15 protein-coding genes are annotated in these 14,507 nt (G+C 69.8%); 8 read left to right on the top strand and 7 right to left on the bottom strand.

What is annotated here, in order from left to right; translation table 11 throughout:
* Both U9977_RS18290 and U9977_RS18285 read right to left on the bottom strand, forming a co-directional pair.
* Positions 1-230 (bottom strand): hypothetical protein (locus tag U9977_RS18290; RefSeq protein WP_322750497.1); only part of this gene is annotated, 230 nt, incomplete at its 3' end.
* Positions 231-622: 392 nt separating this feature from the next.
* The gene (locus U9977_RS18285) at positions 623-1,789 is read right to left on the bottom strand and encodes a hypothetical protein (RefSeq protein ID WP_322750496.1); all 1,167 of its coding nucleotides are present in this window, start codon (positions 1,787-1,789) and stop codon (positions 623-625) included.
* On the opposite strand from U9977_RS18285, the gene U9977_RS18280 reads away from it, so the two are divergent.
* Positions 1,765-2,472 carry a tetratricopeptide repeat protein gene (locus tag U9977_RS18280; protein WP_322750495.1) on the top strand — a complete coding sequence of 236 codons (708 nt, stop codon included), beginning with the start codon at positions 1,765-1,767 and terminating at the stop codon, positions 2,470-2,472. The genes U9977_RS18285 and U9977_RS18280 overlap by 25 nt on opposite strands.
* A gap of 55 nt (positions 2,473-2,527) precedes the next feature.
* On the opposite strand, the gene U9977_RS18275 is transcribed toward U9977_RS18280, so the two are convergent.
* A complete protein-coding gene (locus U9977_RS18275; protein WP_322750494.1) occupies positions 2,528-3,844 on the bottom strand; it encodes a DUF1015 domain-containing protein in 1,317 nt (438 codons plus the stop codon).
* A 322-nt stretch (positions 3,845-4,166) separates the two neighbouring features.
* Between U9977_RS18275 and U9977_RS18270 the strand changes: the two genes are divergently transcribed.
* The 3 genes from U9977_RS18270 to U9977_RS18260 all read left to right on the top strand — a co-directional run bounded on the left by U9977_RS18270 (position 4,167) and on the right by U9977_RS18260 (position 6,384).
* Positions 4,167-4,622: a tetratricopeptide repeat protein gene (locus U9977_RS18270; protein ID WP_322750493.1), complete on the top strand. Its 456-nt coding sequence runs from the start codon at positions 4,167-4,169 to the stop codon at positions 4,620-4,622.
* Positions 4,619-5,743, top strand: coding sequence for an HAD-IIA family hydrolase (locus U9977_RS18265; protein WP_322750492.1), 1,125 nt, complete (start codon positions 4,619-4,621; stop codon positions 5,741-5,743). Before U9977_RS18270 ends, U9977_RS18265 begins: the two co-directional genes overlap by 4 nt.
* Positions 5,744-5,820: 77 nt before the next feature.
* Positions 5,821-6,384 carry a GNAT family protein gene (locus tag U9977_RS18260; RefSeq protein ID WP_322750491.1) on the top strand — a complete coding sequence of 188 codons (564 nt, stop codon included), beginning with the start codon at positions 5,821-5,823 and terminating at the stop codon, positions 6,382-6,384.
* Between the two features lie 101 nt (positions 6,385-6,485).
* Here U9977_RS18260 and U9977_RS18255 read toward each other — a convergent pair whose 3' ends face one another.
* A complete protein-coding gene (locus U9977_RS18255; protein ID WP_322750490.1) occupies positions 6,486-6,881 on the bottom strand; it encodes a hypothetical protein in 396 nt (131 codons plus the stop codon).
* Between the two features lie 57 nt (positions 6,882-6,938).
* Between U9977_RS18255 and U9977_RS18250 the strand changes: the two genes are divergently transcribed.
* On the top strand, positions 6,939-7,364 hold the full coding sequence (locus U9977_RS18250; protein WP_322750489.1) for a hypothetical protein: 426 nt from the start codon (positions 6,939-6,941) through the stop codon (positions 7,362-7,364).
* 78 nt (positions 7,365-7,442) lie between these two features.
* On the opposite strand, the gene fxlM is transcribed toward U9977_RS18250, so the two are convergent.
* Positions 7,443-8,474 carry a methyltransferase, FxLD system gene (gene fxlM, locus U9977_RS18245; protein ID WP_322750488.1) on the bottom strand — a complete coding sequence of 344 codons (1,032 nt, stop codon included), beginning with the start codon at positions 8,472-8,474 and terminating at the stop codon, positions 7,443-7,445.
* A 345-nt stretch (positions 8,475-8,819) separates the two neighbouring features.
* Complete coding sequence (locus U9977_RS18240) at positions 8,820-9,347, bottom strand: carboxypeptidase-like regulatory domain-containing protein (protein ID WP_322750487.1); 528 nt, start codon at positions 9,345-9,347, stop codon at positions 8,820-8,822.
* A gap of 976 nt (positions 9,348-10,323) precedes the next feature.
* On the opposite strand from U9977_RS18240, the gene U9977_RS18235 reads away from it, so the two are divergent.
* The 3 genes from U9977_RS18235 (at position 10,324) to U9977_RS18225 (ending at position 13,897) form a co-directional block, all read left to right on the top strand.
* Positions 10,324-13,074: an AAA family ATPase gene (locus U9977_RS18235; RefSeq protein WP_322750486.1), complete on the top strand. Its 2,751-nt coding sequence runs from the start codon at positions 10,324-10,326 to the stop codon at positions 13,072-13,074.
* Positions 13,075-13,205: 131 nt separating this feature from the next.
* Positions 13,206-13,376, top strand: coding sequence for a hypothetical protein (locus U9977_RS18230; RefSeq protein ID WP_322750485.1), 171 nt, complete (start codon positions 13,206-13,208; stop codon positions 13,374-13,376).
* The gene (locus U9977_RS18225) at positions 13,373-13,897 is read left to right on the top strand and encodes a GNAT family N-acetyltransferase (protein WP_322750484.1); all 525 of its coding nucleotides are present in this window, start codon (positions 13,373-13,375) and stop codon (positions 13,895-13,897) included. The genes U9977_RS18230 and U9977_RS18225 overlap by 4 nt, the downstream gene beginning before the upstream one ends.
* A gap of 69 nt (positions 13,898-13,966) precedes the next feature.
* On the opposite strand, the gene U9977_RS18220 is transcribed toward U9977_RS18225, so the two are convergent.
* The gene (locus tag U9977_RS18220) at positions 13,967-14,311 is read right to left on the bottom strand and encodes an SCP2 sterol-binding domain-containing protein (RefSeq protein WP_322750483.1); all 345 of its coding nucleotides are present in this window, start codon (positions 14,309-14,311) and stop codon (positions 13,967-13,969) included.
* Positions 14,312-14,507: the final 196 nt, after the last annotated feature.

Genomic DNA, 14,507 nt, shown 5'->3' with positions numbered 1-14,507 from the left:
GTTACGAAGCCGGCACCGACGCGGGCATGGATGGCACCGGTCGAGGGAGAGAACTGCGTGGAGAAGAACAACGGCGAAGCCGCTCGCCCGGGTCGCCGCCAGCCAGACAGCGCGGCTGAGGCCGCCACATCGAAGCCACCGACGACACCGAAGACACGGACCGCACAGACCGGCACAACGGTGCGTCGCCCCGCCGTGGCCGGCCGCGGCAGATCCCGGACCGTTGGCACCCGGACCTCGAACGATGGGCAGGCGCAGCAGCGGTGGCGCGAGGCTCGCGAGGCGCGAGGCTCGCGAGGCTCCGCCGGTCGGCACCACGACGATGCCGATCGCCCGTCACCTCGGTCCGCAGGTACACGGGGCGCAGTGCAGCGCTCGGGCGAGGATCGCAGCTCCGATCGAACGGGTCAGCGCCAGTCCGGCGGCTGGTCAGCTCAGCGTCCGGCCTCGAATCGAACGAGGCCGGTGGGAGCCGAGTCGGACAGGGCAGGGTCGGACAGACCGAGACAGTCGGACAGACCGAGACAGAATGAACGCGGGCAGGCTGGCGCGCCGTCGGCCCGGCCGTCGCGATCACCTACCGGGGATCGCGGGCGTGAATCGTCTGACCGGCGGGAGTTTTTCACCGCAGGAGGTGAACGCTCCGGGCAGAGCCGGCCGACGTCACGAAGTGATGCGCCCCGTAGCCGCGGTACTGACAATCGTTTTGCCGATAGGCCCCGCGGTGCCGACCGGCCCCGTGCTTCCGGCGACGGGCGTCCTGCCGCCGGTGGTGACCGGCGCCGTACGCAGTCCGGGGGAGGCGCTGCGTCCACCGGTGGTCAGCGCGCCGCCAGAACGTCCCAGAGCTCGCCCCAGAGTCGTGGTGCTGGCGATCGTCCGACGGACCGGTCGACAGATCGGCGTCGTGGGCCGGATGGCGAGCGGCGGCCCCAGCCGGCAACCGCGCCCTACCGCTCCGCTCCACGTCGCGACGATCGGCCTCGCGACGATCGGCCTCGCGACGATCGGCCTCGCGACGAACGGCCTCGCGACGAACGAGGTCGGGACGAACGGAGCGGTGACCGGAACACCGCCGGTCGCGTCCCACAGCGGCCGGCGTCGACGCAGCCGCGTCCGGACCAGTCCCGGTCGAACCAGCAGCGGCCGGGTGGGCCCGGTTCGGACGGGTATGGCTCGAGCGGGTATGGCTCGAGCGGCCGGGATTCCCGGCAGACGGGCACCCCGGGCGGACGCCCGGCCGGAACGAGGTCATCGGGACCTGCTCCGGACCGCGGGAGACCTGCTCCAGACCGTGGGAGGCCCGGATCGGACCGCGGGAGACCTGGATCGGATCGCGAAAGGCCTGCTCCAGACCGTGGGAGACCCGGATCGGACCGCGGGAGACCTGCTCCAGATCGCGGGAGACCTGGATCGGATCGCGAAAGGCCTGCTCCAGACCGTGGGAGACCTGGATCGGATCGCGAAAGGCCTGCTCCGGATCGCGGTCGACCTGCTCCAGACCGCGGGAGACCCGGATCGGACCGCGAAAGGCCTGCTCCGGATCGCGGTCGACCTGCTCCAGACCGCGGGAGACCCGGATCGGACCGCGAAAGGCCTGCTCCGGATCGCGGTCGACCTGCTCCAGACCGCGGGAGACCCGGATCGGACCGCGGGAGACCTGCTCCAGACCGTGGGAGACCTGGATCGGATCGCGACCGGGCCGCGGGGTCCGGCGGATCACCGACATCCGCGGATCGTTCGCCGAGCGGCGGCCGAGCCCTGGTGCGATCGGGTCGGCCCTCCGCACCGGCGCTTCCCGATGAGGCACGCGCCGAACTCCTGGACTTCGAGGTCACCCGCGAGCTGCGCGGACTCGGTGCCGCACGTGCCGAACCGGTTGCCCGCCATCTTGTCGCCGCAGCCATCTATCTCGACGATGACCCCGCGCTTGCTCTTGCCCATGCGCGCGCAGCCTCCTCGCTCGCGTCCCGAATCGCCGCGGTCCGTGAAGCAGTTGGGCTTGCCGCCTACCACGCGGGGGAGTTCACCACGGCGCTTGCCGAACTGCGTGCGGCACGCCGGCTCGACGGTTCTCCTCGCCACCTCGCAGTCATGGCGGATGCAGAGCGCGGGCTCGGGCGTCCCGAGCGGGCATTGCTGCTTGCACGTGATCCGGCCGCGGCCGAACTCGACGAGGCGAGCCGGGTCGAACTCCTCATTGTTGTGTCCGGCGCACGGCGCGATCTGGGTGAGCCGGCGGCAGCGGTCCTACTGCTGCAGGATGAGGTGGCTTCCACCAGATTGGAACCGTGGACGCCGCGACTGTGGTACGCCTACGCCGAGGCGCTGCTGGCCGCGGGCCGTCCGACCGATGCGGCCCGGTGGTTCGTCTCCGTGGCAACCGTGGACCACGACGAGGAGACCGACGCCGCCGAGCGGGCGCTGCTGCTCGGGGGGGGCGAACCGGCCGGCGAGATCGAGCCAGGCTGAACCTCCGTCGATCCTTGCTCCGGATCATTGCTCCGGGATCCTTGCGCCGGGATCCTTACCCGGGGGAAGGGCCGTCCAACGGACGGATCAGCAGGCCGCTTCGTGGCTTGGGTGTGAACAGCGTCGACTTGCGCGGCATGCGTTCGCCGGCGGCGGCGACTGCCGCGACGTCGGCCGCGGGCGTCGGGTTCAGCAGAAGTGCGGTCCCGCCGGCCTGCGCCGCGGCGGCGATCGCGGTGGTCGCGTCATGGCGGTAGCCGACCACGTCCTCGGTGTCGGCCAGACCCCAGACCGTTGTGATCAGCACGAGATGCGCGACGGTGACGTCCAGCCCGCGAAAGGCGGCTGACCGGTCCGCCGGCAGCACCTGCGCGAGCAGCGCCGGATCCGGATCGCTCAGCAGGAACGCCGTCCGGCCATCGGTGATCACAAATGCGTGGCCGTCCGTGCCCGCTCCTGCCAGCGCGTCGAGCAGGGTCACCCCGGTCGGGTCCGGCTCGCCGTCCAGCTGCGTCACCGAGAATGCCGCAGCGGCTCGACGAGCGGCCTGCGCCACGTCGAGCCCGGCCACGACCCGATGGATCGCGTGGACCGCAGGCCCCGACACCCGCGCGTCGGCCAGGAAGGCCAGGCCGAAATCCCACGGGCCGGCGCCGTCCCCGGCAGCGTGGCGGTCTGCCTGGTAGCGACGGTAGGTTGCGTACCGGTGGTGTCCGTCGGCGATCACCGCGCGCCGTTCGTACAGATCGCTGGCGATGCTCGCCAGCTCGTCCGGGTCGGTCAGCGCCCAGATGCGGTGTGACACACCGTCATCGGTCGTGGTGGTCAGCAATGGTCGAGTTACCACCGTCGCCGCCACGAGCTGGCTGGTGAGCCCGCCGCCGGAGTACAGCAGGAAGATCGGTTCGAGGTTCGCCCCGGTGGACACGGTCAGGGCGAGCCGGTCGGTGACCGGGCCGGCCATGGTGTTCTCGTGCGGTAGGATGATCCCCGCGTCCGGGTCCGCGAGAGCCACCGCGCCGACCAGGCCCCGCTGGATGTGGTCGCCGTGGACCTCCTCGTACACGTACAGCGCCGCAGCGTCGTCGAGGCGCAGGACGCCGGTGGCGATCCACTCGCGCAGGGTCTGCCCGGCACGGCCGTACCGACTGTCGGGGGAGTGCTCGTCGGTGTCACGGGGCAGGATCAGGCGGACGACATTGTGCGGATGCGTCGTCTCCAACGCGGTGACGCCCGCCGCGTCGATCACGTCGTAGGGCGGGGCGGTCCGCGCCGCCAGATCCGGCCCGTCGTCGGCCACATACCGCAGGGCACGAAACGGCGCGAGCACGAGTCCGCCGGGTGTGGGCAGGGCCGGGTCGCAAGCAGCCATGCCGCGATCGTAGGGGCTGGGCGTCCCCCGTGGCCGTCTCCGGCGGGCGAACCACGGCCGGGCGTGGTGCTCGGCCGGACCGCTGAGCGTCCATGCCGGTAACAGTCGGTATAGAACCAGCGCGATCAGCGCGATCGGTGGGAGCGTCGCCCGGTTTCCGGCGACACTGGGGGGCGAACCTTGTGAAGATGCGTCCGGCCGTCATCGGCGTCGGCTGACGTGTGCATCGGTGGCGGCAACGCTGCGAGCACGGCGGCCCTGAGCACGAAGGCCCTGAGGGTTAGGGGAGGCACGGATGTCGGGCGGGCACAAGGGACCCGGGATGAATGGGCCTGAGGCGAACGGTGCTGGTGCCAACGGCGCTGGTGCCAACGGTGCTGGGGTCGGCGGTGCTGGTGGCGGCACGCCCGGCGGTGAGGTCTACGACTGGTACACCCGGGGCGTCGCCCTGCTCGACCGGGGGAATGCCAACGCCGCGGTTCAACTGCTGGCCCATGCCGTCGCCGCCGAGCCGGACTCCCGCAGCGTCCGGGAGGCGCTGGCCCGGGCACAGTTCGACGCCGGCCAGTACGGCGCCGCGCGGGAGAGCTTCGCCTGGATAGTCGACAACGACCCGGCGGACGACTACGCGCAGTTCGGGCTCGGGATGGCGGCTCGGCGAACCGGTGACCTGCGCGCGGCCGTGGAGCATCTGGCGCTGGCCGCGGCGATGCGCCCGGACCTCCGACATTACGGCCAGGCCCTGCGGGGCGCCCGAGCCGCACTCAACCGGCCATGACAGGCGGTCCGCGTCCACTGTCGGCGTCACCGTCCGCGCTGGTCGACGTCCACGATGTCGCCCTGATGGACCTCGACGGCGTGGTGTACCGGGGGTCGCAGACTGTGCCCCATGCCGCGGTGACGATCGCGGCCGCCCGCGACCGCGGCATGCGGGTGGTGTACGTCACCAACAATGCGCTGCGTCCGCCGGCGGAGGTTGTGCGTCGACTGGCGTCGGTCGGCGTGTCCGCGGCGGTACCCGATGTCGTCACGTCGGCTCAGGCGGCCGCGCGGGTGCTGGCGCAACGGCTACCCGCGGGCGCGGCCGTCCTGGTCGCCGGTGGGGAGGGGTTGCGCGAGGCGGTGACCGCGGAAGGCCTACGGCCGGTGACGACCGCCGGGGAGCAACCCGTCGCCGTCGTCCAGGGCTTTGATCCAGATCTTGACTACGCCCGGCTCGCCGAGGCCGCGCTCGCGATCCGGGCCGGCGCGTTCTGGGTCGCGAGCAATGTCGATGCGACGGTGCCGACCGAGCGTGGCCTGATGCCCGGCAACGGTTCGCTGGTCGCAATGCTGCGCACCGCCACCGGCTGCGATCCGATGGTGACCGGAAAGCCTGAGCGTGCGATGCACGAGGAGTCGGTCCGTCGGAGCGGGGCCCGGTTTCCGCTGATCGTCGGCGACCGTCTCGACACCGACATCGAGTCCGCCGTCCGGTCGGGCACGCCGTCCCTGCTGGTGCTCACCGGGGTGGCCGCCCCGGCTGAGCTCCTGCGGGCGCAGGCGCGCCACCGGCCGACGTATCTCGCCGCCGACCTGCGTGGCCTGCTGGCGTGCCACCCGGGTGTCGTGGTGACAGTGGGCAGGGCCCAGGTTGACGGGGTACCGCCGCAGGGGGCGGACGTGGACGGCGACCCACACTGCGACGACGTGGTGGCGGTGTGCGGCGGCTGGGTCGCGCAGGTGCGTGATTCGACGCTGACCTGGCGCGGAGCCAGACCGGTGACCCGGGCTGGTGGTACGGACGGCCTGGACGCCCTTCGGGCGGCGTGCGCGGCCGCCTGGACGGCGGCGGACCGGGGCACTCCCGTCCACACGGTGGCCGGTGACCGCCCGCCCGGCTGTTCCGATCTTGATTAGCGTCTGTACGCCGGAATGCATTCGGGGGTTGACTTCCGCGACCGGCTGGCAGCCGCGCCCTGCCCGGCGCTGACGACATGAGCGGCCGACTCGGCGAGCCGACGGTCGTCCTCGTGCCGACGGTGGTCACAGATCGGTTGGTCCTGCGGTGTTGGCGGCCGGCGGATATCGACCCGTACGCGGCGATGAACGCCGACGACGAGACCATGCGTTACCTCAACGGCACGTTCGACCGGGACGGCACGGAACGCCTGATCACCCATCTGATCGGAATGTGGGCGTTGCTCGGGCACGGGATGTGGGCGGTTGAAGATCGGGTGTCTGGCGAGTTCCTGGGCCGGGCCGGGCTCTACTACGGCCCCGGCTGGCCTGGTGTCGAGGTCGCGGTGTCGATCCGCCGGGACCGCTGGCGGGAAGGACTCGGCACCGAAGCGTGCGACACCGCGGTGACCTGGGGGTTCGCCACCCTCCCCGTGAACAAGATTGTCACGTTCACCAACCGGGGTAACGCCGGGATGAACGGGATCGCCCGCAAGATCGGTATGACGTTTCAGGGCGAGGCGTCGGCCATCGGCCCGTGGAAGGACAACAACGTGTACGCCATCAGCCGGGGCGAATGGGAGACGCGCACCGGCGGTTGACCGTACCCCGGCTGGCCTGGAGCTGAGACCTCCACCTGGCCGCAGACTCTCAAGGTCAACTCCTTGACGTTGGTTTTGTGCTCATTACTACTGACGATCCATCACGGCGCAACCGTGAGCGTATCGGTGAGCGATGCTTCGGCCGTGGCTGTCGCCGTCGTGAGTTGGTTCAAGAGCAGGGCGGGGATGGTTCCTGCGCCCAGCCCTGATGCGTCCAGGAGTTCGGTGAACGCCTTTTCAGGTGCGGAAAGGGCTGCGTACGTGGGGTGGATGTGCGCGTCTCGCGCCGCATAGGCGTCCGCCGAGCGCAGCACGTCGGTTTCGATCGTGTGGGCGAGTCGTGGGGCGGAGCGGGTGTCGGCGAGGTCGAGGACGGTCAGGCCCAGACGGACGCGGAAGACGACGTGTCCGGGTGCTGTCTGGTCGAGTGCGAGGAAGCTGTCCACCATGGCTGTGGGGTCGGGGTTGCCGGTCAGGACCGTCAGGCTGGCGGCCACGGTCTGCTCCCATGGGGTGGGGGTGGAGGTTTCTGCCAGCAGGCGTGTGGCGCTCTGGTGATCCCCGGCCGCATGGTGGGCAATGATCGCGATTTGGCGTCCGTCGAGAAGGCGGTACCCGATGCCGTGGTGCTTGTCGACGTGCTGAAGCGCGTGGTCCCATCGGCCCGCTTGGGTCAGGGCGCGGGTTCCGTCGGACAGGAGCACGGTCCACAGCCATTGGAGGAGTTCGCGGCGATCATCGGGGGTGTGGGTCAGGTTGGCGAGGTCGACGGATCGGTGGTCGATCTCGACGGTCGTCTGATGCTGGGCGGCGTCGAACAGTGTTGCGATCAGGTGGTGAGCGGCGGTGCCGTGGCCGTCCCGGGTGAGGAGGCGGCCGATGTTGACCAGGGGCTGGAGCGCGAGTTTCGCGGTCGCCGCGTCGAACGGCCGGGCGTGTTGGAAGATGCTGAATTGGGCCCAGCACAGATCTGCGGCTAGCGTCGGCAGGCGGGTCTGCTGCGTGGCACGAGGGGGAACCGGCGGGCGAGGTCCGCGTGCGGGATTGGGTTCACCTGGTCACCAGGTGACGGCCAGCCGCGTGTGCGCTTTGTCGATGACCGTGGTGGCGGTGATCTGGGCGGGTTGGAGGTGGGCGTCGATGCGTGGGGTGCTTCCGCGGTGTTCGCGGTCCCAATGCTGGATCTGCTCAGTAAGTGATGCTGCAAGGTTGTCGTGGTGCGGTCCGTGGGCGCGTACACCGAGTTCGAAGACGGTCCCCTCGCGGTCGGTGGGTTCGGTGGGTTCGGTGGGTCGCATGGTGAGGTAGGCGAAGGAGTCGGTCTCGTTCGTCACGGCTGCGCCGCCCCACCGGAACGCCGGTGTCGCCCGGTCGGTTTCGACGGCGTGGTGGTGCGCGACGATCCGGCAGAAGCCCTGGCTGGTGGTCGCGAGCCACAGGTCGAGGTTCTGGAAGGGGCTGCCCGAGGGGATCGAGATCCCGGACCAGGAGCGGGCCGCGGGCTCGGTGAGTGCGTGGGCGAGTGCGTCAGGGGCTGCGGTGCGTCCGTCGCCGAGCAGGAGTTGGACGCCGTCGGCGAGGGTGATGGCGGGTTCTGGCCGGGAGCCGATGCCGCGCATGGCGAGGAACCCGCAGGTCACCATGGATCGGCTCACCAGATGGTCGCCTTGGCGGTCGAACGCGATGGACCGGGTTGTTCCGCCGATGATCCGTAGCGGTACGACGAGCCGTCCGGCCGGGGCGAGTTGCTGCCACCAGGCGGGCGGCAGGTCCCACGCTCCGGCCGTGACGATGATTCGGTCGTAGGGGCTGGCGGAGGCGTGGCCGGCGGCGCCGTCGGCGCACAGTACGTCGACCTGCCCGTATCCGGCGGCGGCAAGGGCTGCTCTGGCTCCCTCGACGACGTCGGTGTCGATGTCGATGGTGACGACGTGCCCGGTCGGGCCGGTGAGTTCGGCGAGGAGCGCGGCGTTATAGCCGGTCCCGGCGCCGATCTCCAGGATCCGGTGGCCGGGTTGGACGTCGAGTTGTTCCAGCATCGCGGCGACGACTCCGGGTCCGCGCGGCGATCCGCACCACCGGCCCCTCATCGACGACCCGATCGATGAGCAGCACAGCGAGCTGAGGAAAAACGACCTTCAGGAACTCGGCATCACACAGCACCAACAATACCCGCACGGCAACTGTCTGTCACCGCCGGAATCTTGGCAGAGCCGTTATATTGACAGACCCTCGCCTGGACTCTCACCTCAGCCGGCTGACCCCGCCGGGCCGGCCGGCACCACTGTCCACCACGGGCCCCGACTACCCGCAACACAGACCAGTAACAGCGACAACCAAAAGAGCAACATGTTCGTTGTCGTCCACGCGGCGCCTACACGACGGGTAGTTCACCTCGATTCACGACACCCAAAATTAAGATTTTCAGGGGTCTCCTAGCAGAGGCCTCGTATGTCAGCCCCGGGGGTGATCGGGCCTTCGACGAAATCCACTTCGTTCGTCCCGGGCACGGTGATCATGTTGTCGTCCTGAGCTCGTCCGACGATGGCGAATCCCGCGTTGAGATCGCAGGTGTCGCCCGCCGTCACCTGGTACAGGCCCGCCGGGAGCTGGATGCGGTATCGCCCGCCGTCGTCCGTCACGGTATGGGCTTCTCTCTCGTCGTTGGCGTTCACGAGCCATCCGAACCGGACATAAGCCTTCGGGTAGGGCTTGCCAGAATCGCCGCGCACGATCCGCCCAAAAATTGTGCTGTAGGCGCCTCCGCCGCCGGTCGCGCTGCCTCCGCCGCCGGTCGCGCTGCCGCCGCCACCGGTCGCGCTGCCGCCACCACCGGTCGCGCTGCCGCCACCACCGGTCGCGCTGCCGCCACCACCGGTCGTGTACCCACCGCCTCCGCCGCCGGACGGCGCGCAGGCTGCTAATACCAGCACCAGGATCAAGACGATGGGTATGCGCTTCATGACGTCCCCCCGATATCCGATTGTGACCGCGCTCCCGCCACCGTTTTGACGGGCGCGGTGCCCTCCCGCACCGATACCACCGACAGTCGCAATCCACGATGGGTCTCGTGATTGCCCCCAAGCCGCCTGCTCGCGTCGGGACGAACTCACGGTCCCTTCCCGCTGGCAGGCGATAATTGCGGGTCCACGCACCGTGACAGGCGATTTGCTACCCGAAAATGATGGCATAGTTTCCACTGTCCGTGTAGTCGTGCCCGCCGCCTGCCGGGCAGCGCCCAGTACTCGCGTTTCCAGCGAAGAACAGGCCTTGACACCTGTGGCAGCAACGCCAGTCAGCCTGAGCCATATCGGTACCTCCGCGCTGTGAGCTCTTTCCAGTGCGAGATTATAGGCACGCTGCGACCCACCTCACCCTGGGGAAATCGCGGGGGTCGGGCGATCCTGGTGGTTTCCCCGGGCCCAGTCCGGTCCGGTGCCGGTCGGTGGTTTCTGCGAGCGGCGCCCGGTGACCGCGACGGAGGTGCCGCGGCCACCGGGCGGCGTCCGGGGGTTCGTCGGACGCCGCCCGGTCAAGCAGCCGGACGAGGTCAGGCCAGCTTGAGAAGGGGGCGGGCGGCCGGATCTGTCTCAACGCGTAGGTCACCCTCTTCGTGATCGTTACTGGTTCGACGAAAGTTGATGACGACATGCATCGGGGTCGCCCTTCCGAAAGAGCGGCATAGTCGAACAGCGGTTCTCCGCCATCGAGCCCCCGGTAGATCCACCGGTCTGTTCCAGTGAACTCCGGTGCTCGCGTGCCGCCGAGTCGTCATGGATGTGCAGGGGCGCGGCGAGGTGGTGCGTGAGCGCAGAACAAGCTTGCGGGCGACCTGTCGGTTGGACAGACCGTCGGCGGCGAGACGGGCGACGCTGAGGTCCGGCGACGGGCTACTATCGTGAATTGCCTACCGGCGGGCACGGGGGAGAACCTACGGGTATGGACCACCTGGTCGGGAGGGACTCGGAGCTGGCGTTCCTCGCCGCTCGGCTGGCTGAGGCGCGCGCTGGCCGTCTCCAGGTAGTGTTGCTCGAGGGCAACCAAGGTGTCGGGAAGACGGCGCTCCTTCGCCGTTTCCTTACGGATCTGGACGAGGCAGAGACTCTGGTCGCCAGCGGCGACGAGCTCGAGCAGTCGGTGCCTTTTGGCGTGTTGACTCAACTGCTGGGCGGGATTCGCGCCGAGCGCCTTCCGGCTGAGCTGAGCGTTGCCACCTTGTCCGGGACGGCGGCACCCGCGCCTGTCCAGATCGGCGCCGGCCTGGTCAGCCTTGCCGGTGAGCTGACGGCCGGCCACACGGCCCTGGTGTTAGCCATCGACGACGCGACCTGCGCGGATGTGTCATCGCAGCAAGCGCTCGCGTTCGCGTTGCGCCGGCTGCGCCACGACCCAGTCCTGGTCGTGCTTGTCGCTCAAACGGACGGACAGGGCGTCTTCTCCGACGGGCTTCGCCGGCTGTTGACGGAGTTCGGCAGCCGGCTACGGCTGGCCGGGCTGACCGTCGATGATCTGCAGCGGCTCGCCGTGGCCCAGTACGCGACCCCGATGTCCGGGCGCGCGGTGCAACTGCTGCATGAGGTCACGGATGGCAACCCGATGCACGCCCGAGCGCTGTTGGAGGAGCTTTCTCCCGACGAACTACAACGCGAGGCCGGTCCGTTTCCGGCGCCCCGGTCGTTTCGACTTATGGTGCTGGGGCGGCTGGCCAACTGCCCCAGCGAGACTCAGCGTCTTGTCGTCGCGGCCGCGGTCCTCGGCCGCAGCTGCCGCGTCGAGGACGCTGCGCGCCTCGCCGGTGTGACCGATCCGCTTGCCGCTCTGGGGCCGGCGGTGAAGGCCGGCCTGCTCGTGGAGCACCGCCGCCCCTTCGACGCGGGGGTTGCCTTCGTTCACCCACTGATGAGGTCCGCCGTCTACCACGACCTCGGCCTGGACGATCGATGTGCGCTGCACGCCCGGGCGGCGCAGCTTGCCGACGACCCGGCAACGGCACTGACGCACCGCATCGAAGCATCACCGTTCACCAACGACGATCTTGCCGCCGAGGTCGCGCAGGCGGCTGGACAGGACGCCGCCCAACACCGCTGGGCGCAGGCTGGCGACCGGCTGCTGACCGCGGCCCGGCTCACCAGTGACCGGCGCCTACGGGAGCACTGGTTCACCTACGCCGTCGACATGATGCTGCATGCGGGCGAGGTCGCCCGCGCCGCCGACCACCTCGCCACCGTGCCCCCGCTTCACGATCGCGCGCGCCACCACTACCTACAGGGCCGGCTCGCGATGGTGCGCGGCGACTTCGTCGCCAGCGACGTCTCGTTGCGACAGGCGTGGGCGCAACTGGCACTCGCTCCCGATCCTCCATTGGCACGTGCCGTCGCGGAGGCGCTGACGATACGCGTCGACTACGGTTTCTACGACATAGCCGCCGAATGGGCCACCCGGGCGAACCAGGTGGCGCCGCTGGACGCTGACCATCCCACAGCCCTGCCGTTTCTGACGATCATGGTTTACCTCTCCGCGGGTTGGCGGCAGCAAGCCCGGGCGGTCTTCGATGAGGTGACCGCGCGGGACGGAGGTGCCACCGAATCCGGCGGTGCGACCGACGCGGACGGCCTCGTCGTTGGCGCCTTCCTGAGGTCCTGCGACGACCTGCCGGCCGCTCGCGACGCGTTCAGCGCCGCCGCGGCCTTCCACCGGCGCCACGACACCGCCGCACCCATGGGTCTGACAGCTCTTTACCTGCAGTCCCTGGTCGAATATCAAATGGGTGAGTGGGACGAGGCGACCACCCACGCCAGCCTGGCCACATCGCTCGCCGCCGACAGCGGGCAGGTCTGGATGACGGCCTCCCCCCACGCCGCCATGATCTACCCGCTGGCCGCCCGAGGAGCACCGGACATCTCCGCCCACCTCGCCCGCGCGGCACGGGCCCAGCGCGATCACACGGGCCAGGCGGAACTGATCCGCATGGCGCGAGCCCGCGTTGCGCATGCGGCCGGCGACCATGGTGGTGTCGTCACGGCGCTGTCCTGGTTCGCGGGCCGACCCGCGTCCGATCCGATCGAACCATCCGACCTGCCATGGCGCGTCCTCTACGCGGAAGCGCTGGCTCACCTCGGCCGGACCGATGCGGCAGAGACCGTGCTCGTACCCTTTGAGGAGGCAGCCGCGGAGCGCTCGCGGCGTTCAGCACAGCTGGGCGCTGTCCGGGCCCGGGCGGCGCTCGAACTGGCCCGCGGCCACATGGACATCGCCGCGGCCACCTTCCGTCAGGGAGCCGCGCTCGGCCGGGATCTGCCCATGCCTTTCGAGATCGCTCTACTCGATCTTGCTCACGGATCGTTCCTGCGCCGGCGGGCCGACGGGCAGGCCGAGGCGGTCGGCGTGCTTCGAGCGGCCGGCGACACGTTCGCGAGGCTCGGCGCGGCACCCTATCTGGCCCGCTGCGAACGCGAACTGGCCGCGTGCGGGCCATCCGAGACACGCAGACCCCCATCCACCTGGGCGGGACTGCTCACGCCGCAAGAGCTCAGCGTCGCCCGCCTCGCCGCCGACGGCTTGTCCAACCGACAGATCGCGACAGAGCTCGTGCTGAGCGTCCGCACGATCGAGTACCACCTGGGCAACGTGTACCGCAAGCTCGGTCTGCGCTCACGCGCGCACCTTGCCGCCACCCGGCACGGCCGCTGAGGGTCAGCCGTAGGCAGGCCGCCTCCGGTATTTCGGCACAGCTGGGGGACGCCGCGGAAGTGACCCGGTGGGCGCCTCTGGCCGTTGCCAGCTATTCGAAGGTCGGCCCCGATTACTCGACTGAAGAGGAGATGCACGCCCGTCTGACTCTCGCGTTGGGACATCTTCTCGGCGCCGGCGCGCACCCTGACGTGGATGGTGCGGTGGCCGAGGGCATGACCGTGTTGGGTGTGTTGGAACGGTTGCCTACCCACACGGTGACGGCGAAGATGGACAGGGTGATCGGGGGTACCTGCGCATGAACATCCCGACCCTGACGACGGACCGGTTGATCCTCCGTCCGATCCACCGCGATGATCTCGATGCCTCCACGGCCATCTGGTCTGATCCCGAGTTCGGCCGGTACATCGGCACCCATGACCGGCACAGCATGTGGCACAACCTCGCGGCCAACATCGGCGTGTGGGAGCTGGAAGGCGTCGGCCCCTGGTCGGTGGTTGACCGAGCCACGGGCGCGCTGGTCGGCCGGGCGGGGCTGTGGAACGAGCCGGGATGGCCGGGGATCGAGCTGGTGTGGTTCATCGGCCGGCCCTGGTGGGGACGCGGCTATGCACCCGAGGCGGCACGTGCGGCCGGCACGTGGGCGTTCGCCAACCACGATGTGGACCGGCTGGTGGCCGTCCTCAGGCGTGACAACGAGAAGTCGGGTCGCGTCGCCGAGAAGCTCGGCATGAGGCTCGACCGCTACGAGGTGCTGCACGGCACCGACTGCGCCGTCTACACGATCACCCGCGCCGAGTGGCCGGTGCGCACCGGCGGCTGACGAGAGATCAGAACGGCCCGAGCATCGAACGGTCGGTACGGGCGCCACCACCGTGGACGCCGGATCACGCTAGAGCAGGGAACGCATCCGCAGCAGGTCGCGCATGCTGGCGTCCACCTTCAGCCGGCCGCTGGCCCAGGCCGAGGAGAACCGCAGACTTCCATCGCTGACGGCAACGAGATCGTCGCTGTTCACCGTGAAGGTGACCTTGGCCGTCTCGTCCTCGTCCTCGCCCTCGTTGATGTCCAGGACGCTGCCGTCGCGCAGTTCCGCGGAGAAGCTCGTCCCGAGATCGGGTATCCGACACACGATGGTGCGGTCGGGGGTCAGCTCGCGCATGCGGTCGTTGGCCAGCTCGTTGAGGCGATCCGCCAACGTACGCAATGCCGCCGCACACTGCTGCCTGGTCGCCATGCCGGCCGGTTCCTCCTTCCGCCGGTCCGCCGGTCCGCTGGGCTGTGGCGGCGGTGACGGTGGTGACGGTGGTGGGGATGGGCCGCTACGGAGAGCCTAACGCCGGTCTGCCGAGCGCAATGTCTTCGACACAGCTTGTCGGCCGGCCGTGCGTTCGTACCGGTGGCGCGCGTAACGTCGCCACGGCGAGCGGGAT

This window comes from Protofrankia sp. Cas8 (assembly GCF_963555845.1).
Lineage (GTDB): Bacteria > Actinomycetota > Actinomycetes > Frankiales > Frankiaceae > Protofrankia.
This window is presented reverse-complemented; position numbering and strand designations above follow the sequence as displayed.

Excerpts from the sequence above, each read along its gene's own strand:
- U9977_RS18275 (WP_322750494.1), bottom strand. The coding sequence starts at position 3,844 with ATGGCTGCTTGCGACCCGGCCCTGCCCACACCCGGCGGACTCGTGCTC.
- U9977_RS18270 (WP_322750493.1), top strand. The coding sequence starts at position 4,167 with ATGAATGGGCCTGAGGCGAACGGTGCTGGTGCCAACGGCGCTGGTGCC.
- U9977_RS18265 (WP_322750492.1), top strand. The coding sequence starts at position 4,619 with ATGACAGGCGGTCCGCGTCCACTGTCGGCGTCACCGTCCGCGCTGGTC.
- U9977_RS18260 (WP_322750491.1), top strand. The coding sequence starts at position 5,821 with ATGAGCGGCCGACTCGGCGAGCCGACGGTCGTCCTCGTGCCGACGGTG.
- fxlM (WP_322750488.1), bottom strand. The coding sequence starts at position 8,474 with ATGAGGGGCCGGTGGTGCGGATCGCCGCGCGGACCCGGAGTCGTCGCC.
- U9977_RS18240 (WP_322750487.1), bottom strand. The coding sequence starts at position 9,347 with ATGAAGCGCATACCCATCGTCTTGATCCTGGTGCTGGTATTAGCAGCC.
- U9977_RS18235 (WP_322750486.1), top strand. The coding sequence starts at position 10,324 with ATGGACCACCTGGTCGGGAGGGACTCGGAGCTGGCGTTCCTCGCCGCT.
- U9977_RS18230 (WP_322750485.1), top strand. The coding sequence starts at position 13,206 with ATGCACGCCCGTCTGACTCTCGCGTTGGGACATCTTCTCGGCGCCGGC.
- U9977_RS18225 (WP_322750484.1), top strand. The coding sequence starts at position 13,373 with ATGAACATCCCGACCCTGACGACGGACCGGTTGATCCTCCGTCCGATC.
- U9977_RS18220 (WP_322750483.1), bottom strand. The coding sequence starts at position 14,311 with ATGGCGACCAGGCAGCAGTGTGCGGCGGCATTGCGTACGTTGGCGGAT.